This window comes from Burkholderia sp. MSMB1835 (assembly GCF_001526365.1).
GTDB lineage: Bacteria > Pseudomonadota > Gammaproteobacteria > Burkholderiales > Burkholderiaceae > Burkholderia.
In genome coordinates this window covers 41836-63515 of record NZ_LOYP01000009.1, presented here as the reverse complement: position 1 = coordinate 63515, position 21680 = coordinate 41836, and the positions used below count along the sequence as shown (strand labels likewise).

The following is a 21680-nucleotide window of genomic DNA, read 5'->3' as shown; positions in this document are numbered from 1 at the left end:
GGCGCGTAGCGTCGGCCGATTCGCGTTTTTGCCGAGCCGCGACGCGTCGGTAGAATTCGCGGACCTCTCGAACGGCGCAGGCGTGCCGGTGTGCTGACGCGAGACGCGGTACCGGCTCAGCTCCGTGCGTACCCGTCGAGCACGGCCGCGACGATCGCTTCCGGCGCATCTTCCTGAACCAGGTGGCCCGCGCGAGGGACGCGGATCAGCTGGCCGTTCGCGATGCGATCGGCCAGGGCCTGTCCTTGCTCGAGCGGAATCCACGCGTCTTCCTCGCCCCACACGATGCGCACCGGAAAGTCCGGCGGCGCGTAGCGGGCCTCCGCTTCCTCGATGTAGCGCTGGCGCATCTGCGCGATCTGGCGATAGAACGCGGCCTGGCCGGTCGGCGTGAGCCACGGCGCACGGTAGATCGACAGCACGTCTTCGCTCAACGGCTGCGCGACCGCGTTGCCGAGATAGGCCGACAGGAGCGCACGATGCGCGTACGCGGGCAAGCCGGTGAACGCGGCTTCGTGCTGCGCGACGTGACGCACGAACGGCGAGCCTTGCGGCGCGATCGCGACCGGGTTCACGAGCGTGAGATCCGCATACGCGATGCCGTCGAGAAAGTGCGCGCGCAGCACGGTTGCGCCGCCGTAGTCGTGCGCGAGCACGCGCGGCCGCGCGAGTTGCCATTCATTCAGCAGCGCGCCGAACAGCGCGTTCTGACGGCCCAGCGACACGTCCGCGTCCGGCATGTCGGACTGGCCGTAGCCGAGCAGGTCGTAGAAATACACGCGATGACGTCGCGCGAGCCACGGCGCGATCCGGCGCCATACCTGCGACGAAAACGGCGTGCCGTGTACGAGCACGAGCGGCGGGCCTTCGCCGAGCGTGCCCCATGCAATCCGGTGGCCTTCGAAATCGAAGCGGTTCGGGAGTTCGAGCATCGGCTTCTCCGTGATAACCTGTTTTGGTTGTTAACAGGTTACGCCGGATTTTCCGGATGTGAAACCGATAGGCGAGAATAAATGGTTACTCGATCCGACCCGGCGCGACACGGGCATGAATGGCGTGCGGCCGATTTCGTCGGCGGCCATCCGGCGCTCGATTTTCTGAACACGGTGGCCGACACCGGCAAGACGCGCGACGAGGACAAGCTCGTCGACTGGCCGGCCGTGCGCGCATGGGCCGCGAAAGCGGGGTTGCTGGCGCCCGACGATCTGGCGCGGCTGCTGCGTCATCCGCGCCAGGACGGCCCGGACGAGCTCGCGGCGCTGCACCGCTTTCGCGACGACGCGTACGTCGCGATCGCGCATCTGACGGCCGCAGGCGGCGGCAGCGCGGGCGCGCGCGCGGCGGACCGGCTCGCGGCCGCGATCCGCGACGCGATCGGGCGCAGCGCGTTCGACGCCATCGGCGGCCGCTTCGCGTGGCGCCCCGACGCGCGCGCGGCGTCGCGCTGGATCGATGCGGTCGCGCTCGGTTTCGAGCATCTGATGCGCAGCGACGATTTCGCGCGCGTGCGGCAGTGCGGCCGGTGCACGTGGTTCTTCGTCGATCGCGGCCGCGGCGTCGGGCGGCGGTGGTGCGACATGCGCACGTGCGGGAATCGCGCGAAGGTGGAGGCGTTCAGGGAGCGGTGACGCATGCGTCGCGACGGTTGCCGCGCCGCGCGTGCGTCATCGGGCGGCTTCGTGCGGCCGGTGGTCGGGCCATAACGTCGCGGCGACGAACAGCCCCGCGGCAAGGAACGGCGCGCCGACCGCGAACAGGATGGCCGTGAGGCCCCAGCGATCCCAGAAGCGATCGACGAGCGCCCGCTCGGGGGTGACGGGATCGTACAGCACGCTGACCGCGTCGCCTTTGTGCAGGCCCGGCTGCGACGACGCCGAGCCTTGGGCGAACGTGATCAGCCGTCCGCTGTCGGTCGTGAACGCGACGATGGCCGAATACAGCGACGTGCGCGACCGCGACGACCGCCCGTTTTTCGCGATCTCGACCACATGGCCGGTCGAGCGCGCATAGTGGTGGACGATCTGCCACTGACGCAGGCCGGCCGCGCCGGCGCCGGCGAGGAAGCCCGTGCCGATCGCGATCGGAATCAGCACGATCGCGACATCCCAGCGGCGCCGTGCCGGCTGGCGTGCGACGCGGGGCCGCGCCGGCTCCGATTGCCGGCGGCGACGCTCGCCGGCGATCAGCACGCTGCCGATCGCGAACGACGCGACGGCGAGCAGCGCCGGCACGGCCACCGGAAACCAGCGTTGCGTGAAATCGTCGATCAGCGCCGGGCGCTCGGGGTGGTCGGGGTCGAGCAGGACGTCGACGTTTTCGCCGATGTCGTAGGCGGGGACCGTCGATGCGGTATTGCCGGCGACTTCGCGACGCTGGCCGTCGTTCGCGAGGTACGCGACGATCGGCCGGTACGCGCGCATCGCATCGCTGTCCTGGACGATGCGCACGACCGTGCCCGGCGCGCGGACCAGATGGCCGGGTTCCCGGCTTGCCGTGACGGCGAGTGCGCCGGTCAGCACGGACAGGACGACACCGATCGTCAGCGCGACCAGCGCGTCCTTACCCGGCATGACGCGATCCGGTGCGTGCGTCGCGCGGATTCGGGTGTGCCCGGGTGAGCGGCCCGCCGCGACGGACAGGCCGATATTGGCGCGACCACGCCCTCTGAATGGTCGCGTCTCGTTCACATGCTTCCATGTCTGACGTCCCGTGTTCTCTCAGTGCCGGCGGCAGACGACGATACGTGCGCCGGTCGTGTGATTTTGTCGGACGATTCTAGCGGAAACGATGCGCGACGGGCGTGCGGTGACGTACCGCGAAAGGCGCGCGCAGCGAGTGCGGCGCGCCAGAACGAAAAAGGCCGGTCAGCTTTCGCTGACCGGCCTTTGGAATGCCTGGTGGGGCGTGAGTGACTCGAACACTCGACCTACGGATTAAGAGTCCGCTGCTCTACCAACTGAGCTAACGCCCCCAACAGAAGAAAGATTATGCGTGAGTATTTCGGACTTGGCAAGCCCTTTCTGCAAATATCCTGAAAATATTTCGTCGAGGTGACGGCGGTCGTCGGCGCGGTAACGAGCGGTCGCAGTTTGCGCGCTCCCGGTATGATGACGCCACACGCGTTGCGCGGCGGTCGCGCGACGTTTTCTGGACAGTCGAAGATGGACGAAAACGCAGTCCGCGAATTGCTGGATCGCCTGCTGGCCCCGTGGGTCCGCTCGCTGGGTCTGGTCCCCGTGTCGATCGGCGACGACAGCGTCACGCTGCGCCTGCCGTTTTCCGGCGAGTTCCGCCATTCGGGCGGCGTGATCTGCGGCCAGGTGTTCACGGCGGCCGCCGACACCGCGATGGTGGTCGCGATCTCGGCCGCGCTCGGCGAATTCCGGCCGATGACGACGGTGTCGCTGAACACGAACTTCATGCGTCCCGTGCGCAAGGGCGACGTACTCGTCACCGCGCGCGTGCTGCGGATGGGCCGCAACCTCGTGTTCGGCGAAGTCGAGCTGTTCGACGAGGACGGCAAGATGGCCGTCCACGCGACGTCGACCTACGCGCTCGTCGGCTGAGCGGCGCGATGTTCGACCAGATCGTCTTTGCGGGCGGCGGCAATCGGTGCTGGTGGCAGGCCGGCTTCTGGGACGTCGCGCAGCCGGCGCTCGGCCTGCGCCCGCGCGTGATCACCGGCATTTCGGCCGGCGCGGCCACCGCGTGCATGCTGTATACGCGCGACGCCGCGTGGGTGATGCGCTATTACGAAGAGGCGCTGCGCCACAACCGGAAGAACGCGTACTGGGGCAACCTGTTCGGGCGCGAGCCGGTGTTTCCGCACTACCGGATCTACCGCCAGGCGTTGCTCGACATCTACGGCGAGCCGTTCGCGAAGCTCGCCGCGGCGCCGGAGATCCGCATCGGCGTGTCGCACGTGCCGCGCTGGCTCGGCGCGCGCAGCGCGGTCGCCGCCGGCCTCGTCGCGTACAACATCGAAAAGTACGTGCGCAAGACGCTGCATCCGACGCTCGGGCGCACGCTCGGTTTCCGGCCCGAATTCGTGCGCGCGCAGGCCTGCACGCAAGTCGACGAACTCGCCGACCTGATCCTGCAGTCGTCCTGCACGCCGCCGTTCACGCCGGTGCTGCGGCGCGGCGGCCGGCCGGTGCTCGACGGCGGGATGGTCGACAACGTGCCGGTCGATGCGCTCGACCCGTCGCCGGGCGACGTGCTGGTGCTCGTCACGCGGCTGTATCCGCGTCCGCAGATGTTCACGGTCGCGCATGGCGATCAGCGGCGGCTGTACGTGCAGCCGTCGAGCAAGGTACCGATTTCGAGCTGGGACTACACGAGCCCGTCGCAGATGCGGCATGCGTACGATCTCGGTCGGCGCGACGGCGAGCACTTCCTCACGCGCGTCGGCGCGATGACGGGCGGCCGCGTGGCCGCCTGACGATCGGGAATGGAGCAGCGGGGCCGCGCGGCGTGCGCAGCCTGTGCGATCAGCGCTTGCGGATCGGCGTCAGCGCTTCCGGATTCGCGACGCTCGACATGTCGCCGTCGTCGAACGCGAGAATGTTGCGGAAGGCGGCACTGAAATACAGCTCGTAGCTTTCGCGTTCGACGTAGCCGATGTGCGGCGTGCAGATCACGTTTTCCATCCGCAGCAGGCTGTAGCCCTGCAGGATCGGCTCGCTTTCGAACACGTCGATCGCGACCATCCCCGGACGGTTGTGCGACAGCGCGTTGACGAGCGCGTTGTCCTCGAGCAACTCGGCGCGGCTCGTGTTGACGAGCAGCGACGTCGGCTTCATCCGCATCAGGTCTTCCTGCTTCACGATCCCGCGCGTGTCGTCGTGCAGGCGCAGGTGCAGCGACAGCACGTCGCTCTGCTCGAACAGCGCTTCGCGGCTCTCCGCGGCCGTGTAGCCGTCGGCGCGCGCGGCTTCGAGCGAATGCTCGCGGCCCCAGATCAGCACGTTCATCCCGAACGCCTTGCCGTAGCCGGCGACGAGACGGCCGATCTTGCCGTAGCCCCAGATGCCGAGCGTCTGGCCGCGCAGCACCTGGCCGAGGCCGAAGTTCGGCGGCAGCGCCGACGTCTTCAGGCCCGACTGCTGCCAGGCGCCCTGCTTCAGGTTCGCGACGTACTGCGGAATGCGGCGCTGGGCGGCCATCACGAGCGCCCAGGTCAGCTCGGCCGGCGCGACCGGCGAACCGGTGCCTTCGAGCACCGCGATGCCGCGGTCGGTACACGCGTCGAGATCGATGTGGCTCGACACGCGGCCGGTCTGGCTGATCATGCGCAGGTTCGGCAGCTTCGAGAGCAACTGCGAAGTAATCGGGGTTCGTTCACGAATCAGCACGAGCGCCTCGACTTCCGCCAGACGGCTGGCGAGCTGTCCCAGGCCGCGCACCGTATTGTTGAAGACCTTTACGTCGTGGCCGGCGAGCATCTCGAAGCAGTTCAGCTTGCGGACGGCGTCCTGGTAATCGTCGAGGATGGCAATTTTCATGGTGAACGGGGTGTCGCGCGTTGAAAGCGGCGCGGGCGGCGGCGCGCCTTGCGCGCCCGCTCTGCCCGGCCGGGGCCGACATGATGCTACGCCGGCCGCCTTCGTGGTGTCTTTTTAACAGGTTGTTACGCTCCGCCGCAATCGGCGCCAGTCACCCCCGGCGCCACTCGCGCGCCGTGCGAAGCGGTGCGCTGTTGTGTCGCATCAAACACGTCCTTTCTGATTCGGCCGTTTACACGCCGAGGTTCACCCAATTGTTGCTCCAAGCAGAATAATTGGATCAACTATCCGCGGAAGCCGAGGATTTTTGACTATTTTTATCGTCAACCGCCCCCTTGTTGAGCAACTCTGCATCTTTTCCGCTGTCGTAGGAGAATTACGCATTTGCTTCATCTTTTTGAAGTTGTAACAGCGGCAGGAGTCGTTTATGGATCATTTGCAGTCGATGCGCGTGTTCGTCAAGGTTGCAGATCTCGGCAGTTTCGCGCGGGCCGCGAGCGCAATGGATATCTCCAACGCGGTCGCGACGCGCCACGTCGCCGATCTGGAAGGCCGGCTCGGCACGCGTTTGCTCAACCGCACCACGCGCAGCCTTTCCCTGACGGAGTCGGGTCAGGTCTATCTCGAGCGTGCCCGCCAGATCCTCGACGAGCTCGAGGACGTCGAGCAGATGGTCGTCGCGCGCAATCACGAGCCGGTCGGCACGCTGCGCATCGTTGCGCCGGTCGTGTTCGGCCTGCACAACCTCGCTCCCGTGCTGCAGTCGTACACGGAGAATTTCCCCAAAGTGGTGCCGGATCTCACGCTGGTCGACCGGCAGGTCGATCTCGTCGAGGAAGGCTTCGACGTCGGCATCGTCGTCACGCGCCAGATGCGCAGCGCGAGCATCGTCACGCGGCGTCTCACCACCGGTTGCATGACCGTGTGCGCGACGCCGAGCTATCTGGAGAAGCACGGCGTGCCGATTCATCCGGAACAGCTCGCCGAGCACCCGGCCTTGAGCCTGCCGACCGAATACTGGGGCGACGAGCGCGTGTTCACGGGGCCGGACGGCGAAGTGCGCGTGCGCCCGACCAACGTGATCGTCGCGAACAACACCGCGATGCTGCGCCAGTTCGCGTTGCTCGGAATGGGCGTCGCGATCCTGCCGAGCTACCTGATCGGCAGCGACATCGCGCGCGGCGCGCTCGTGCGGCTGCTGCCGGAATTCCGGCTGCCGCAGGTCGAGATCAACATCGCCTACCCGAGCCGGCGCCACCTGCCGGCCAAGGTGCGCACGTTCATCGACCACCTCGTCGAACATTTCAGCCACTCGACCGACGCGACGATGGGCGAGCAGTGGGCCGCGCAGGGCGCGACGCCGCCGCCGATCGGCGTGGAGATGCGGGCCGAGCAGCCCGAGTCGACCGATCCGAACCTGCAGCCGCGTCTTGCGCGCTCGCCGCGCACGCGCGTGGCGGTGCCGTCGCCGCTGTAACGGCTCGGCCCGGCTCGGCCCGGCTCGGCCCGGCTCGGCCCGGCTCGGCCCGGCGGGCGGCACGAAAAAAAACGCGGATCGATCGATCCGCGTTTTTTTATGGCTGCGTGCCGGCGCCGGACGCGCCGGACGCGCCGCAAGCGGCGCCCGGCGGCCGGGGCGTCACGAACCCGTCTTGCGCGCCGTCGTCTTGCGCGCGGCGGTCTTGCGGGCCGGTGCCGGTTTCTCTTCGGCGCCTTCGGTCACGGTTTCGGTATCCTTCGCCGCCGATTTGGCCGTCTTCTTCGCGGCGGCGGCCTTCGGCTCCTTCTTCTCGAACTCGAAGCCGATCTTGCCGTCCGGCTGCTTCACGAGGAACGCCTTGAAGTTGCGGCCGGTACGCGACGACTTGAAGTTCGGCAGCAGATCCGTGCGACCGTCGGCAAGCAGCTTGCCCATCTGCTCGCGCGTGATTTCCTGCTGCAGGATCACCTTGCCCGAGCGGAAGTCGCAGGTCTTCGGGTTCGCCACCGAGTGCTCGCACACGTAGCTCATCCCGTGCTCGAACACGCGGCCCTTGCACTTCGGGCACGCGCCGACCGGTTCCTGCGCGGAGAAGTCGGGCGCTTCGCCTTCCTCGCCGCCCTGATCCTGGCCGAAATCGAACTCGAGCTTGTAGTTCTTCGTCTCGTCGTCGAACGACAGCTTGAGGATCGCCGAGAACGGGCGGCCCATCTTGCTGCGGAACCCCGACAGCGGCCCGATTTCCTTCTTCTGCAGCAGCTCCTCGACTTCCGGGATCTCGAATTGCCGGCTGCCCGGAATCTTCGAGATCGAGAAATCGCACTTCGTGCACGCAAAGCGGCGGTAGTTTTCCTTCACCTGGCCACCGCAGTTCGGGCACGGTGTCTCGAGGGTCGCGTAGTCGCCGGGAATCGTGTCCGAGTCGTATTCCTTCGCGCGCTTGACGATCTGCTGCGTCATGCGGGCGATTTCCTGCATGAACGCGTCGCGGCCGAGATTGCCGCGCTCCATCTGCGACAGCTTGTATTCCCATTCGCCGGTGAGCTCGGGCGCCGTGAGTTCCTTCACGCCGAGGCCGCGCAGCAGCGTCATCAGCTGGAATGCCTTCGCGGTCGGGATCAGTTCGCGGCCTTCGCGCAGCAGATACTTCTCGCCGAGCAGGCCTTCGATGATCGCCGCGCGCGTCGCCGGCGTGCCGAGGCCCTTCGCGGCCATCGCCTCGCGCAGCTCGTCGTCCTCGACCAGCTTGCCCGCGCCTTCCATCGCCGACAGCAGCGTCGCTTCCGAGTAGCGTGCGGGCGGCTTCGTCACCAGCGCGACGGCGGCGATCTCGTCCGTCTTCACCTTCTCGTCCTTCTGTACCGGCACGAGGTTCGCGTCCGCGCCTTCGGCGTCGCGGCCGTACACCTGCAGCCAGCCCGGCTCGACGAGCACCTTGCCTTCGGTCTTGAAGTGATGGCCGGCGACTTCGGTGATCCGGGTCGTCACGCGGAATTCGGCTGCCGGGAAGAACACCGCGAGGAAGCGCTTCACGACCATGTCGTACAGCTTCTGCTCCGGCTCGGACAGCGACTTCGGCGCCTGCAGCGTCGGGATGATGGCAAAGTGGTCGCTGATCTTCGAGTTGTCGAAGATCCGCTTGTTCGGCTTCACCCAGCCCTTGTCGAGCACCTGCTTCGCATGCGGCAGATAGTTGTGGCTCTCCTTGAGCATCTCGAGCGTGGACTGGACCGTCGACAGATAGTCTTCCGGCAGCGCGCGCGCATCGGTACGCGGGTAGGTCAGCACCTTGTGCTTTTCATACAGCGCCTGGGCGAGGCCGAGCGTGTTCTTCGCGGAGAAGCCGAAGCGGCTGTTCGCCTCGCGCTGCAGGCTCGTCAGGTCGAACAGCAGCGGCGACAGTTGCGTCGACGGCTTCGATTCCTCGGACACGGTGCCGATCTGGTCGCGGCACGCGGCGACGATCGTTTCGGCCGCCGGCAGGCTCCATAGGCGGGAGTCGCGCTTCTCAGGATCGAATTCGTCCCGCTTGAATTTCGGGTCGAACCACTTGCCTTCGTAGAAACCGCCCGCGCACGCGAACTCGGCCTTCACTTCCCAGTAGTCGCGCGGGACGAAGCGGCGGATTTTCTCTTCACGTTCGACGACGATCGACAACGTTGGCGTCTGAACGCGGCCGACGGTGGTCAGGAAGAAGCCGCCGCCCTTGCTGTTGAACGCGGTCATCGCGCGGGTGCCGTTGATCCCGACGAGCCAGTCGGCTTCCGAGCGGCAGCGGGCGGCGTCGGCGAGCGGCTGCATGTCCGCGTCGCTGCGCAGGTTCGCGAACCCGTCGCGGATCGCCTGCGGCGTCATCGATTGCAGCCACAGGCGCTGGACCGGCTGCTTCGCCTTCGCGTGCTGCGCGATCAGACGGAAAATCAGCTCGCCTTCGCGCCCCGCGTCACATGCGTTGATCAGGCGGTCGACGTCCTTGCGCTTCATCAGTTTCGTGAGCACCTTGAGGCGCGACTCGCTTTTTGCGATCGGGTTCAGGTCGAAATGCGGGGGAATGACGGGCAGATGCGCGAAGCTCCATTTCCCGCGCTTGACCTCGTACTCCTCCGGGGCTGCGATTTCCAGCAGGTGGCCGACAGCGGACGAAAGGACGAAATCGTCGCTCTCGTAATACTCGTCATGCTTGGTAAAGCCGCCCAAAGCGCGTGCGATGTCGTTCGCGACAGAAGGCTTTTCCGCAATGATCAGTGCTTTGGACATGACAGGTGTGTGTTGGTAGACCGGGTTCGCCGGTTGTGGGTCCCTTTTACGACCGCTTTATAGCACACGCCGCAGCGACGGCGGCTCGGCGTGTAAAAAGCGGCTCATCATAGAGGGGGGCCGCAACGGCGGCAAGCGCCCGGCGCGGCGGGGCGCGCAAACCTGCGCAAAAACTGCCGCTCCGGGCCGCGAATTCAGGCTTCGACGTTCAGGACGTCGCGCAATTTCGGTGCGTGCGGCGCACCGGGTACCGCGCTCAAGTCGGACAGCATGCGCTCGACGATCGCCGCGTGCGGCAGCACCGTGCCGAAGAAGCGTGCGGTGTGGGCGTCCTCGATCAGGATGGTCGGGAAGTTCTCGACGTCGAGATCGTCGAGCCGGTCGGCATGGGTTTCGATGTCGATCCAGGCGAAGCAGGCGTCCGGATGCGCGTCGGCGAGCCGGTCGAAGGCGCTCCGGTAGTCGCGGCACGTGCCGCACCACTCGGCGCACAGGCAGGCGACCAGCAACGTGCCGGGATCGGCGAGGCGCTCGGCGATCCGATCCGCATCGGTGTCGAGATTCAGCGCGGGCATGGAATTCCTTGGATATCGTCGGCGGCCGGGCCGCCCCTATGGCGGGGAATGTAGCACGCCCCGCGCGGACGGGGTGGGCGCCGCGTCGAGCCGCGCGAAGCGTCCGCCGGCGACGCTCGCGATGCGGCCGGCCAGTTCCAGCGCGAGCAGCGCGCCATGCAGCACGTCGTCGGGCAGGCCACTGTGCTCGGCGAGCCATTCGTACGTCACGGGGCCGTATCCCAATGCGACGAGCACCGCTCGTTCCGACGGATCGCCCGGTGGCGGGGCTTCGGATCGGGGCGGCGCGGCAGCCGCTGCGGCGCGATCCGCTGGCGCGCCGCCGGCAGTGCCGGGCGCGGGGATTTCGCCGGCGTTCGCGCGCGGGTGGCCGGCGCGCGCCGCGCCGGCCGTGCTGTGCGCCGCCGGCTCGCCGAGCCCGTATTCCTCGAGCACGTCGAGCGGCGCGGCGGTGAGCTTTGCGCCGTCGCGGATCAGCGCGTGGCAGCCCTGCGCGAGCGGCGCGTGGATCGAGCCGGGTACCGCGAACACATCGCGCCCCAGTTCGTTCGCGAGCCGCGCGGTGATCAGCGAGCCCGAGCGCGGGGCGGCCTCGACGACGAGCACGCCGAGCGCGAGCGCGGCGATCAGCCGGTTGCGCTGCGGAAAATGCGCGGCACGGGCCGGCGTGCCGAGCGGCCATTCCGACACGATCGCGCCGTGCGCGGCGATCTCGTGGGCGAGCGCGCGGTGCCGCGCCGGATAGACGAGATCGGCGCCCGTCGCGATCACCGCGACGGTGCCCGACCGGCCGTCGAGCCCGCCGCGATGCGCGGCGCCGTCGATCCCGAGCGCGAGGCCCGAGACGATCGTGAGGCCCGCGTCGGACAACGCGTGGGCGAAATGCGTTGCGTCGGCGAGCCCCTGCGGCGTCGCATGGCGGCTGCCGACCACGGCGAGGCCGCGTGCGTGCAGCAGGTCGAGCCGCCCCTTTACATATAGCAGCGGCGGCGGATCGTGCAGGTCGCGCAGCCGCGGCGGGTAGGCCGGATCGCTCAGCGTGACGAGCACGTTGCCCGGCCCGTCGAGCCAGGCGAGCGCGGCGTTGGTGCGCGTATCGAGATCGTCGCGCTCGCTCGCGCGCACGGCTTGCGCGGCGGCGGGACTGCTCACGGCGGCAATGGCCTGGTCGGACGCGCACAGCACCGCCGCCGGGGAGCCGAATGCCGCGAGCAGCGCCTGCAACACGGCGGGCGAGAGACCGGGCGCATGCGCGAGCTGCAGCCATGCGCGCAGCGCGGAGGGCGTCAGTGCTTGCGGCGACATGAGGCTGCCCTCGAATGCGGCGGCCAGCGCAGCGCGTGGCGCCATGATAAAATTTTCATCATCCGAAATACTCGACAGGGCCGTGCGCGCAGGCGCCCGGCCGATTGCAGGAGGCGCGATCCGCGGCATTGATATGCCACGCATCCGCCTCATCTTCATTGCATCCCGGCGGCGGCGCCAGCCGGCCGGATGGCCGATGCGGCACGCCGCTTCACCGAATACCGAACGCCATGGCTTTGCTCAATATTCTTCATTACCCCGACAAGCGGCTGCACAAGGTCGCCAAACCCGTCGACAAGGTCGACGACCGGATCCGCAAGCTCGTCGCCGACATGGCCGAGACCATGTACGCGGCGCCCGGCATCGGCCTGGCGGCCACGCAGGTCGACGTGCACGAGCGCGTGATCGTGATCGACGTCTCCGAGGAGAAGAACGAGCTGCGCGCGTTCATCAACCCGGAGATCGTGTGGTCGAGCGACGCGAAGCAGATCTACGAAGAGGGTTGCCTGTCGGTGCCCGGCATCTACGACGAAGTCGAACGTCCCGACCACGTGCGCGTGCGCGCGCTCAACGAGCAGGGCGAGACGTTCGAGCTCGACTGCGAAGGCCTGCTCGCCGTGTGCGTCCAGCACGAGATGGATCACCTGATGGGCCGCGTATTCGTCGAATACCTGTCGCCGCTCAAGCAGACGCGCATCAAGACGAAGATGAAGAAACTCGAACGCGCGATGTGACGCGCGTACGCCCAGCCCGACCCCGAACGCTGTCATGACCCATACGTTGCGCGTGATTTTTGCCGGCACGCCGGAATTCGCCGCGGCTGCCCTCGCCGCGATCCACGAGGCCGGTTTCCCGGTGCCGCTCGTGCTCACCCAGCCCGATCGCCCGGCCGGCCGCGGGATGAAACTCCAGGCGAGCGCCGTGAAGCGCTACGCCGTCGAGCACGGGATGACCGTCGCGCAGCCGCCGTCGCTGCGCCGCGCGGGCAAGTATCCGGCGGAGGCGGCCGACGCGATCGAGCTGCTGCGCACGACGCCGCACGACGTGATGGTGGTGGCCGCGTACGGCCTGCTGCTGCCGCAGGAGGTGCTCGACATCCCGCGCGCCGGCTGCATCAACATCCACGCGTCGCTGCTGCCGCGCTGGCGCGGCGCCGCACCGATCCATCGCGCGATCGAAGCGGGCGACGCCGAGACCGGCGTCACGCTGATGCAGATGGATGCCGGCCTCGACACCGGCGCGATGATCGACGAGGCGCGCATCGCGATCGCGCCCGACGATACGACCGCGACGCTGCACGACCGGCTCGCCGCCGACGGCGCGCGACTGATCGTCGACGCGCTCGTGCGGCTCGAGCGCGACGGCGCGCTGCCGGCGACGCCGCAGCCGGCCGACGGCGTGAGCTACGCGGAAAAGATCGGCAAGCACGAAGCGGCGCTCGACTGGCGCAAGCCCGCCGACGTGCTCGCGCGCCAGGTGCGTGCGTTCGATCCGTTCCCGGGCGGCGTCGCAACGCTCGACGGTGCGGCCATCAAGCTGTGGGCGGCCGAGCCCGTGGCGGCGCGCGGCGACGCGGCGCCCGGCACGATCGTCGAGGCCGCGCCGGAAGGCGTGGTGGTCGCATGCGGCAGCGGCGCGCTGCGCGTCACGCAGTTGCAGAAGCCGGGCGGCAAGCGGCTGCCCGCGCGCGAATTCCTCGCCGGTTCGCCGCTCGCCGCGGGCCAGCGTTTCGCGCTGCCCGACATCGACTGACACGGCCCGAGCGCCATTCGACCGGATTCGCCGGCCCCGCGCAACTGGCCGGACGGCCGAGTCGCGCGGGGCCGCAGGCACGCGTAGAATTTCCCTGCGCTTTCCGGTTTCGAGGTTTTCATGTTCGGCATCGTCCATTTCGGCTTCTTCGTGTTCGCGGTTTTCCTGCTGAACATCACGCCCGGCCCCGACACGGCCTACATCATCGGCCGCAGCGTCGCGCAGGGGCGCGGCGCGGGGCTGATGTCGGCGTTCGGTATTTCGGCCGGCTGCTGCGTCCACGCGCTCGCATGTGCATTCGGCCTGACCGCGCTGCTGGCCGCGTCGGCAACCGCGTTCACGGTGATCAAGCTGGTCGGCGCCGCGTATCTGATCTATCTCGGCGTGCGGATGATCGTCGCGAAGCAGGCCGCCGCGCCGTCGGGCGCCGAAGCCACGCAGGCCGCGGCCGCCAGACCGCTGCGCCAGCTGTTCATGCAGGGATTCTGGACCAACGTGCTGAATCCGAAGGTCGTGCTGTTCTTCGTGTCGTTCTTCCCGCAGTTCGTGTCGGCCGACAGTCCGCACAAGGCCTGGGCATTCCTGACCCTCGGCGCGGTGTTCGTCGCGATGAGCACGGTCTGGACGAGCGTCGTCGCGTGGGTGGCGGGCAGCGTCACGCAACGCTTCGCCGGCAAGCCGGGCGTCAAGAAGTGGCTCGACCGCACGGTCGGCAGCGCTTTCGTCGGCCTCGGCCTTCGTCTGGCGAGCGCGCAACGCTGAGATTGAATTTTTCCGGCGAGACCTTATCTAACAAATCGCTTACAATTCTCCGCCGTGCGCTGTCATGCGCGGCGGGTCCCCTGACGGATAAGGAGTGGGTATGTTCAATTGGGTCAAAACGGCGATGCTGATGGCCGCGATCACGGCCCTGTTCATCGTGATCGGCGGGATGATCGGCGGCTCGCGCGGCATGACGATCGCGCTGCTGTTCGCGCTCGGCATGAATTTCTTCTCGTACTGGTTCTCCGACAAGATGGTGCTGCGCATGTACAACGCGCAGGAAGTCGACGAGAGCACGGCGCCGCAGTTCTACCGGATGGTGCGGGAGCTGGCCACGCGCGCGAATCTGCCGATGCCGCGCGTCTACCTGATCAACGAGGACGCGCCGAACGCGTTCGCGACTGGCCGCAACCCCGAGCACGCGGCGGTCGCGGCGACGACGGGCATCCTGCGCGTGCTGTCGGAGCGCGAGATGCGCGGCGTGATGGCGCACGAGCTCGCGCACGTGAAGCACCGCGACATCCTGATCTCGACGATCACCGCGACGATGGCGGGCGCGATTTCGGCGCTCGCGAACTTCGCGATGTTCTTCGGCGGGCGCGACGAGAACGGCCGGCCGGCCAACCCGATCGCGGGTATCGCGGTCGCGCTGCTCGCCCCGATCGCCGGCGCCTTGATCCAGATGGCGATTTCGCGGGCCCGCGAGTTCGAGGCCGACCGCGGCGGCGCGCAGATTTCCGGCGATCCGCAGTCGCTGGCCACCGCACTCGACAAGATCCATCGCTACGCGGCGGGCATCCCGTTCCAGGCGGCCGAGGCGCATCCGGCCACCGCGCAGATGATGATCATGAACCCGCTGCACGGCGGTGGCCTGCAGAACCTGTTCTCGACGCACCCGGCCACCGAGGAGCGCATCGCGCGCCTGATGGAGATGGCGCGCACCGGCCGCTTCGATTGATGCCCCGGCGTAGCGCGCGGCCGTTGCCGCGCGCAGGCCGCTCCGCCACCCCGCATGCTTCGCGCTGCGGGGTGTTTCATTTGTGCGCGCCGTAAAGGGGCCAAAGGGGGCGGCATGGTCGCACGCTACAATGCGCGGTTTGGGATCGCAGGGCCACCTGGCGGCCGCGATCCCGCCGTTTGCCGCCGCCGCTTGCCGCATTGGTTTGTCGCACCCGATTGTGGCGCTTGTTTGCCGATTCCGCACCGATGACACGACCCCGTTTTTCCGCTCCGACTTCTTCCGGCCGCCCGGCGCGCCTGTCCGCGCTGCACCTGGCGCCCGATTCGCTCGGCTTCGCGCTCGACGCGGCCGCGCAGGCAGTCGATGCGGTGCGACGCGGCACCGCGTTGCCGGCGGCGCTGTCGGCGGTGTTCGCGCAGATGCCGTCCGGTGCGCAGGCGCTCGCGCGCGGGGCGACGCAGGACGTCGCCTACCGGACGATGCGCCGCCTCGGCAGCGCGGACTGGCTGATCGGCAAGTTCGTCGGCAAGGCGCCGCCCGCGCACGTGCACGCGGTGCTCGCCGGCGCGTTCGCGCTGCTGCTCGACCCCGCGGACGAGGCCGCGTACCCGGCGTTCACGGTGGTCGATCAGGCCGTCACGGTCATCGGTGCGCGGCGCGAGTTCGCATTCGCGAAGGGGATGGTCAACGCGGTGCTGCGCCGTTTCCTGCGTGAGCGCGACGCACTCGCCGCGGCGATGCAGGACGACCCGGTCGCGCACTGGAACTACCGCGCGTGGTGGGTCGATGCGGTGAAGCGCGCATGGCCGGACGCGTGGCAGGCGATCCTCGCGGCCGGCGAGCGTCAGGGGCCGTTGACGCTGCGCGTGAACGCGCGTCGCGCGAGCGTCGATGCGTATCTCGACACGTTGCGCGCAAGCGGGATCGACGCGACCGCGATCGGCCGGCATGCGGTGCGGCTCGCATCGGCGCTGCCGGTGGATCGCATTCCCGGATTCGCCGACGGCGTGGTGTCGGTGCAGGACGCCGGCGCGCAGCTCGCGGCCGAATGGCTCGGCGCGCGCGACGGCATGCGCGTGCTCGACGCGTGCGCGGCGCCCGGCGGCAAGACCGGCCATATTCTCGAGCTCGCCGATGCGGACGTCGTGGCGCTCGAAAGCGACGCGACGCGCGCGGCGCGCATCGGCGAGAATCTCGTGCGTCTGTCGCTCGCAGCGAACGTGTGCGTCGGCGACGCGGGCACGCCGGACGCGTGGTACGACGGGCGCCCGTTCGATCGCATCCTGGCCGACGTGCCGTGCTCGGCGTCCGGCATCGTGCGGCGGCATCCCGACATCCGTTGGCTGCGCCGCGAGGCCGACATCCCGGCGCTCGTCGCGGAGCAGCGTCGCATCCTGTCGGCGCTGTGGCCGCTCGTGAAGCCGGGCGGCGAACTGCTTTACGTGACCTGTTCGATCTTTCCTGAGGAAGGCGAATTGCAGGCCCGCTGGTTTGAAGCGGCCTGCGAAGATGCGGTACGATTGGACGCCCCTGGCCAACTGCTGCCGGGCGGCGTGCAGGGGCGGGCGGCCGCCGGCGCACTCGACCAGAACATCGATCACGACGGATTTTTCTACGCGCGGTTTCAGAAACGGTGACGATCAAACACCTTTTTCCATTTCGGCTCGCGGCCGTCTTGCTGGTCGCGTTGACGCTGTGCCTGGTCGTCGTCCGGCCGGCGCATGCCGAATCGATCGCCGTGCAGCGCGCGTCGCTTCAGTCGGACGGAAGCGGCTGGAGCCTGGACGCGCGTTTCGACTTCGAGCTGAATCCGAGCCTCGAGGATGCCGTCAACAAGGGCATCCCGCTTTACTTCACGACCGACTTCGAACTGAGCCGCGCGCGCTGGTACTGGTTCGACGAGCAGCCGGTGGCGGTCACGCAGACGATCCGCCTGTCGTTCCAGCCGCTCACGCGCGAGTACCGCGTGTCGACGGGCGGCCTGCAGCTCGGCTTCCCGTCGCTGAAGGATGCGCTCGCGGTGGTCCGCCACATCACGTCGTGGCACGTGATCGATCGCAACCAGGTGCGCGCGGGCGAAACCTACACGGCATCGGTGCGAATGCAGCTCGATACGGCGCTGATGCCGAAGCCGTTCCAGGTCGATGCCGTGAACAACCGCGACTGGACGCTCGGGTCGGACTGGAAGCGCTTCAACTTCACGGTGACCGAACGTGCTAAATAAAGTACGCCGCGCGGCCAGCGGGAAGAGCCTCCTCATCCGCGTGATCGTCTCGACCGTCGCGCTGACCGCGCTGCTGCTGCTCGTCCTGCTCGCGGCCGCGAGCGCGAACACCGAATTCTTCGACCGCTACTACTCGTGGCTGTACGCGACGAACATCGTCGTCGCGCTCGTGTTCCTGCTCGTGGTGCTCGGGCTGATCGGGATGATCGTCGTGCGCCTGCGCAAGGGCAAGTTCGGCACGCGGCTGCTCGCGAAGCTCGCGGTGTTCTTCGCGCTCGTCGGCGTGGTGCCGGGCGGGATCATCTACGTCGTGTCGTACCAGTTCGTGTCGCGCAGTATCGAGTCGTGGTTCGACGTGAACGTCGAGACGGCGCTGACGGCCGGGCTGAACCTCGGCCGCGGGATGCTCGATGCGTCGCTGTCCGATCTGCAGACGAAGGCGCGGCTGATGTCCGACCAGCTCGCGAGCGTCGATGCGAACACGAACGGCACGACGCTCACGCTGCTGCGGCTGCGCGACCAGTTCGGCGTGCAGGACGCGACGATCGTCGAGCCGAGCCGCGGCGGCTCGGGCGCGGCGCCCGACCTGCACATCGTCGCGCAGGCGTCGGGCAATTTCGCGGCGCTGATTCCGGACGACCTGCCGACGCCGCTGATGCTGAGCCAGGCACGCGAACACGGCGCGTATGCGGCGATCGAGGGCGAAGTCGACGGCGACCCGCGCGCGCATGGCGCGAAGGGCGCGCTGCGGCTGCGCGTCGTGCGGCCGATTCCCGATGCGACGACGTCGCTGCTGCAGCCGGCGGAGCGGTTCCTGCAGCTCACGCAGCCGGTGCCGCCGACGCTCGCGCACAACGCGGACGCCGTGCAGCGCGCGTACCGCGAGTACCAGGAAAAGTCGCTCGGCCGCACGGGCCTGCGCAAGATGTACATCGGCACGCTGACGCTCGCGCTGTTTCTCGCGACCTTCATCGCGATGATGCTCGCGCTCGCGCTCGGCCAGCAGCTCGCGCGGCCGCTGTTCCTGCTCGCGCAGGGTACGAAGGAGATCACGGAAGGCGACTACACGCCGAAGCGCGAGATCAAGACGCGCGACGAACTCGGCTTCCTCACGCAGTCGTTCAACGCGATGACGCGCCAGTTGTCCGAGGCGCGGCTCGCGGTCGAGAAGAACCGCATCGCGCTCGAGCATTCGAAGACGTATCTCGAGAGCATCCTCGCGAACCTGACGGCCGGCGTGTTCGTGCTCGACCGCCAGTTCCGGCTGACGACGGCCAATCGCGGCGCCGAGCGGATCTTCCGGCAGCCGTTCAACTCGCTGATCGGCACGACGCTCGACCGGATCGGCGTGGCCGCCGGGTTCGGCGCGATGGTGCGCAAGGCGTTCGCCGATCGCGAGGCGGCGTCCGACGGCGGCAGCGGCGATCGCGGCCACTGGCAGCAGCAGTTCGCGATCGAGGTGCCGGGCGAAACCGAGCCGCTGACGCTGCTCGTGCGCGGCACGCGTCTCGTGTCGACGGTCGAGGGGCAGGCGGACGATCCGCAGACGTCCGGTTACGTCGTCGTGTTCGACGACATCTCCGACGTGATTTCCGCGCAGCGTTCGGTCGCGTGGGGCGAGGTCGCGCGGCGGCTCGCGCACGAGATCAAGAATCCGCTGACGCCGATCCAGCTGTCGGCCGAGCGGCTGCAGATGAAGCTGTCCGACAAGCTCGCCCCGCCCGACGCGGACGTGCTCAAGCGCGGCGCGACGATGATCGTGAACCAGGTGGCCGCGATGAAGCGGATGGTCGACGATTTCCGCGAATACGCGCGCACGCCGCCGGCGGTGCTCGCGAACCTGCAGTTGAACGAACTGGCGAGCGAGGTGCTCGGGCTGTACGGCGTCGGCGAAGGCAAGAGCGCGATCGTCGCCGAACTCGCGCCGTCGCTGCCGGTGATTCGCGGCGACGCGACGCAATTGCGCCAGGTGATTCACAACCTGCTGCAGAATGCGCAGGATTCGGTCGCGGAGTCCGCGCATCCGCGTGTGTTGATCGAAACCAAGACAGTAGAATATGGCGACCCCGACGCCGAGGGCAAAACGCGCGTCGCGGTACGTCTGACCGTGTCCGACAACGGGCCCGGTTTTCCGGCACGCATCCTGACGCGCGCGTTCGAGCCTTACGTGACGACGAAGGCGAAGGGCACGGGGCTCGGGCTGGCCACGGTCAAGAAAATCGTTGACGAGCACGGCGCGCGGATCGATCTGCGCAATCGCATGCACGGCGAGACCGTCGAGGGTGCGCAGGTGTCGATCCTCTTCCTGCAGATGGCGAGCGATACGCCAGGCGCCGAATCCGGCGCACAGGACGGGGCGACTCCCGCCAAGACAAAAGCAAGTGAGCAGACAAAGGCAGCGTAAATGGCAACCATCCTGGTGGTAGATGATGAAATGGGCATCCGGGAATTGCTCTCGGAGATCCTCAGCGATGAAGGACATGTCGTCGAGGCGGCGGAGAACGCGCAGGCCGCGCGGGAATACCGGCTGAATCAGGCGCCCGATCTCGTGCTGCTCGATATCTGGATGCCCGATACCGACGGCGTCACGCTGCTCAAGGAATGGGCGGCGCAGGGGCTGCTGACGATGCCCGTGATCATGATGTCCGGGCACGCGACGATCGATACCGCCGTCGAGGCGACCAAGATCGGCGCGCTCGATTTCCTCGAGAAACCGATCGCGCTGCAGAAGTTGCTGAAGGCCGTCGAGCACGGTCTCGCACGCGGCGCGGCGCCGGTGTCCGCGAACGCGGCGGCGAAGGCGGGCGGCGGACAGGCCGCGGGGCCGGCGGCGGTCGCGTCCGCGGCGGCGCTGCCGACGCTCGGCGACGACATGGCGTCGGCGCTCGGCCTCGCGGGCCAGACGGCCGCGATCCCGTTCGACATCCCGTTGCGCGAAGCGCGCGATGCGTTCGAGCGCGCGTACTTCGAATATCACCTCGCGCGCGAGAACGGCAGCATGACGCGCGTCGCGGAGAAGACGGGCCTCGAGCGCACGCACCTGTATCGCAAGCTCAAGCAGCTCGGCGTCGAGCTCGGCAAGAAGCCGTCCGAAGGCGCGCTGTAAAAAATTTTGCGAAAGCACTTGCTCGGGGGCGGATAGCTCGATATACTTTCATTCTTCGTTGGCCCGGTAGCTCAGTTGGTAGAGCAGCGGATTGAAAATCCGCGTGTCGATGGTTCGATTCCGTCCCAGGCCACCAGCATTTAAAACCCCAAGAATCGGAAGGTTCTTGGGGTTTTTCGTTTGTGGTGGGTATTGCGTGTCGTGGGCGGCGGGCCCGGCAGCATTCGCCGGAGCATGATAAAATCCGTGCCCGCTCAATGACTTAGCGCATCGCTTCATGCGCATGGCAGGCTGCCCGCGGTGCGCCTGCCGTGGCGCGCGGCAACGATGCCGCGCGATGAGCGGTATAAGCGCGCCGCCGCATTCGCGGCCGACCGCGCTGCCTATACTGGTCGAGCCGGCGCAGGCCGGCCGCGTCGGGCCGCCCGGCGGCAGCCGGCCTCGGGGCGCAGTGCGACGCGAGCCTACACATTCACGGAGTATCACGGTGATTCGGACAGACGCTAAAGACGGCGCGCTCGTGTTGTTTTCCGGCGGGCAGGACTCCGCCACGTGCGTGGCATGGGCCCTCGAGCGCTACCAGACGGTCGAGACGCTCGGTTTCGATTACGGCCAGCGCCATCGCGTCGAACTCGAGTGTCGCGAAGGCGTGCGCGAAGCGCTGAAGCGCAAGTTTCCCGCGTGGTCGGACCGGCTCGGCGACGATCACATGATTGACCTGTCGGTGCTCGGCGCGATCAGCGATACCGCGATGACGCGCACGATCGAGATCGAGACGACGGCAAACGGCCTGCCGAACACGTTCGTGCCGGGCCGTAACCTGATGTTCATGACGATCGCCGCGGCGATCGCCTATCGCCGCGGGCTGCGCGTGCTGGTCGGCGGGATGTGCGAGACCGACTTTTCGGGCTATCCGGACTGCCGCGACGACACGATGAAGGCGCTGCAGGTCGCGCTGAATCTCGGGATGGATACGCGCATGGTGCTCGAGACGCCGCTGATGTGGCTCGACAAGGCGCAGACGTGGCAGCTCGCCGAACAGCTCGGCGGCGAGACGCTCGTCGAACTGATCCGCGTCGAGACGCACACGTGCTACGTGGGCGAGCGCGCGGAACTGCACGACTGGGGCTTCGGCTGCGGCGAATGCCCGGCCTGCAAGCTGCGCAAGCGCGGCTACGAGGCTTACCTGAAGGGCGAGCGGGTGACCGAAGCGCCGCTGTGACGCGGCTGCGCGGGCAGCGCTTGATGGACAAC

Annotated in this window: 19 protein-coding genes and 2 tRNA genes; 14 read left to right on the top strand and 7 right to left on the bottom strand. The window is 68.0% G+C overall.

Features of this window, described 5'->3' with window-relative positions; all coding sequences use genetic code 11:
• Positions 1 to 116: 116 nt before the first annotated feature.
• The gene (locus WS96_RS04990) at positions 117 to 932 is read right to left on the bottom strand and encodes an alpha/beta fold hydrolase (protein WP_059831018.1); all 816 of its coding nucleotides are present in this window, start codon (positions 930 to 932) and stop codon (positions 117 to 119) included.
• Positions 933 to 1013: 81 nt separating this feature from the next.
• Between WS96_RS04990 and WS96_RS04985 the strand changes: the two genes are divergently transcribed.
• On the top strand, positions 1014 to 1628 hold the full coding sequence (locus WS96_RS04985; protein ID WP_059831017.1) for a CGNR zinc finger domain-containing protein: 615 nt from the start codon (positions 1014 to 1016) through the stop codon (positions 1626 to 1628).
• Positions 1629 to 1664: 36 nt separating this feature from the next.
• Here the strand turns inward: WS96_RS04985 and WS96_RS04980 are convergent, their stop codons facing one another.
• Together WS96_RS04980 and WS96_RS04975 are read right to left on the bottom strand one after the other, a co-directional pair.
• Positions 1665 to 2570, bottom strand: a complete 906-nt coding sequence (locus WS96_RS04980) for a DUF3592 domain-containing protein (RefSeq protein WP_059831015.1) — start codon at positions 2568 to 2570, stop codon at positions 1665 to 1667.
• Between the two features lie 325 nt (positions 2571 to 2895).
• Positions 2896 to 2971: transfer RNA gene (locus WS96_RS04975), tRNA-Lys, on the bottom strand.
• A 190-nt stretch (positions 2972 to 3161) separates the two neighbouring features.
• Here WS96_RS04975 and WS96_RS04970 point away from each other — a divergent pair.
• Together WS96_RS04970 and WS96_RS04965 are read left to right on the top strand one after the other, a co-directional pair.
• On the top strand, positions 3162 to 3566 hold the full coding sequence (locus WS96_RS04970) for a PaaI family thioesterase (RefSeq protein WP_031399646.1): 405 nt from the start codon (positions 3162 to 3164) through the stop codon (positions 3564 to 3566).
• An 8-nt stretch (positions 3567 to 3574) separates the two neighbouring features.
• The gene (locus WS96_RS04965) at positions 3575 to 4441 is read left to right on the top strand and encodes a patatin-like phospholipase family protein (protein WP_059831013.1); all 867 of its coding nucleotides are present in this window, start codon (positions 3575 to 3577) and stop codon (positions 4439 to 4441) included.
• Positions 4442 to 4490: 49 nt separating this feature from the next.
• On the opposite strand, the gene WS96_RS04960 is transcribed toward WS96_RS04965, so the two are convergent.
• The gene (locus WS96_RS04960) at positions 4491 to 5504 is read right to left on the bottom strand and encodes a D-2-hydroxyacid dehydrogenase family protein (RefSeq protein ID WP_034208703.1); all 1014 of its coding nucleotides are present in this window, start codon (positions 5502 to 5504) and stop codon (positions 4491 to 4493) included.
• Positions 5505 to 5931: 427 nt separating this feature from the next.
• Here WS96_RS04960 and WS96_RS04955 point away from each other — a divergent pair, with 427 nt between their 5' ends.
• Positions 5932 to 6981: a LysR family transcriptional regulator gene (locus WS96_RS04955; protein WP_059831011.1), complete on the top strand. Its 1050-nt coding sequence runs from the start codon at positions 5932 to 5934 to the stop codon at positions 6979 to 6981.
• Between the two features lie 162 nt (positions 6982 to 7143).
• Here the strand turns inward: WS96_RS04955 and WS96_RS04950 are convergent, their stop codons facing one another.
• The 3 genes from WS96_RS04950 to dprA form a co-directional block, all read right to left on the bottom strand.
• Entirely contained in the window at positions 7144 to 9741 is a 2598-nt protein-coding gene (locus WS96_RS04950; protein ID WP_059831009.1) for a DNA topoisomerase III, read from the bottom strand.
• A 194-nt stretch (positions 9742 to 9935) separates the two neighbouring features.
• Positions 9936 to 10316, bottom strand: a complete 381-nt coding sequence (locus WS96_RS04945; protein WP_034208700.1) for a thioredoxin family protein — start codon at positions 10314 to 10316, stop codon at positions 9936 to 9938.
• A gap of 36 nt (positions 10317 to 10352) precedes the next feature.
• Positions 10353 to 11666: a DNA-processing protein DprA gene (dprA, locus tag WS96_RS04940; RefSeq protein ID WP_059831007.1), complete on the bottom strand. Its 1314-nt coding sequence runs from the start codon at positions 11664 to 11666 to the stop codon at positions 10353 to 10355.
• A 185-nt stretch (positions 11667 to 11851) separates the two neighbouring features.
• Here dprA and def point away from each other — a divergent pair, with 185 nt between their 5' ends.
• The 10 genes from def (at position 11852) to queC (ending at position 21648) form a co-directional block, all read left to right on the top strand.
• Entirely contained in the window at positions 11852 to 12355 is a 504-nt protein-coding gene (def, locus tag WS96_RS04935) for a peptide deformylase (protein ID WP_006477461.1), read from the top strand.
• A gap of 34 nt (positions 12356 to 12389) precedes the next feature.
• Positions 12390 to 13373 carry a methionyl-tRNA formyltransferase gene (gene fmt, locus WS96_RS04930; protein WP_034208698.1) on the top strand — a complete coding sequence of 328 codons (984 nt, stop codon included), beginning with the start codon at positions 12390 to 12392 and terminating at the stop codon, positions 13371 to 13373.
• A 120-nt stretch (positions 13374 to 13493) separates the two neighbouring features.
• Complete coding sequence (locus tag WS96_RS04925; protein WP_059831005.1) at positions 13494 to 14135, top strand: LysE family translocator; 642 nt, start codon at positions 13494 to 13496, stop codon at positions 14133 to 14135.
• A 100-nt stretch (positions 14136 to 14235) separates the two neighbouring features.
• Positions 14236 to 15093, top strand: a complete 858-nt coding sequence (htpX, locus tag WS96_RS04920) for a zinc metalloprotease HtpX (protein ID WP_034208696.1) — start codon at positions 14236 to 14238, stop codon at positions 15091 to 15093.
• A 248-nt stretch (positions 15094 to 15341) separates the two neighbouring features.
• The gene (gene rsmB / locus WS96_RS04915) at positions 15342 to 16733 is read left to right on the top strand and encodes a 16S rRNA (cytosine(967)-C(5))-methyltransferase RsmB (RefSeq protein ID WP_059831003.1); all 1392 of its coding nucleotides are present in this window, start codon (positions 15342 to 15344) and stop codon (positions 16731 to 16733) included.
• Positions 16730 to 17320 carry a DUF4390 domain-containing protein gene (locus WS96_RS04910; RefSeq protein WP_059501434.1) on the top strand — a complete coding sequence of 197 codons (591 nt, stop codon included), beginning with the start codon at positions 16730 to 16732 and terminating at the stop codon, positions 17318 to 17320. The genes rsmB and WS96_RS04910 overlap by 4 nt, the downstream gene beginning before the upstream one ends.
• A complete protein-coding gene (gene esaS / locus WS96_RS04905) occupies positions 17310 to 19724 on the top strand; it encodes a sensor histidine kinase EsaS (protein WP_059831001.1) in 2415 nt (804 codons plus the stop codon). The genes WS96_RS04910 and esaS overlap by 11 nt, the downstream gene beginning before the upstream one ends.
• A complete protein-coding gene (gene esaR, locus WS96_RS04900; RefSeq protein ID WP_034208693.1) occupies positions 19725 to 20426 on the top strand; it encodes a response regulator transcription factor EsaR in 702 nt (233 codons plus the stop codon).
• Between the two features lie 60 nt (positions 20427 to 20486).
• Positions 20487 to 20562, top strand: a tRNA-Phe gene (locus WS96_RS04895).
• 351 nt (positions 20563 to 20913) lie between these two features.
• Positions 20914 to 21648 carry a 7-cyano-7-deazaguanine synthase QueC gene (gene queC, locus WS96_RS04890; protein ID WP_059830999.1) on the top strand — a complete coding sequence of 245 codons (735 nt, stop codon included), beginning with the start codon at positions 20914 to 20916 and terminating at the stop codon, positions 21646 to 21648.
• Positions 21649 to 21680 lie beyond the last annotated feature (32 nt).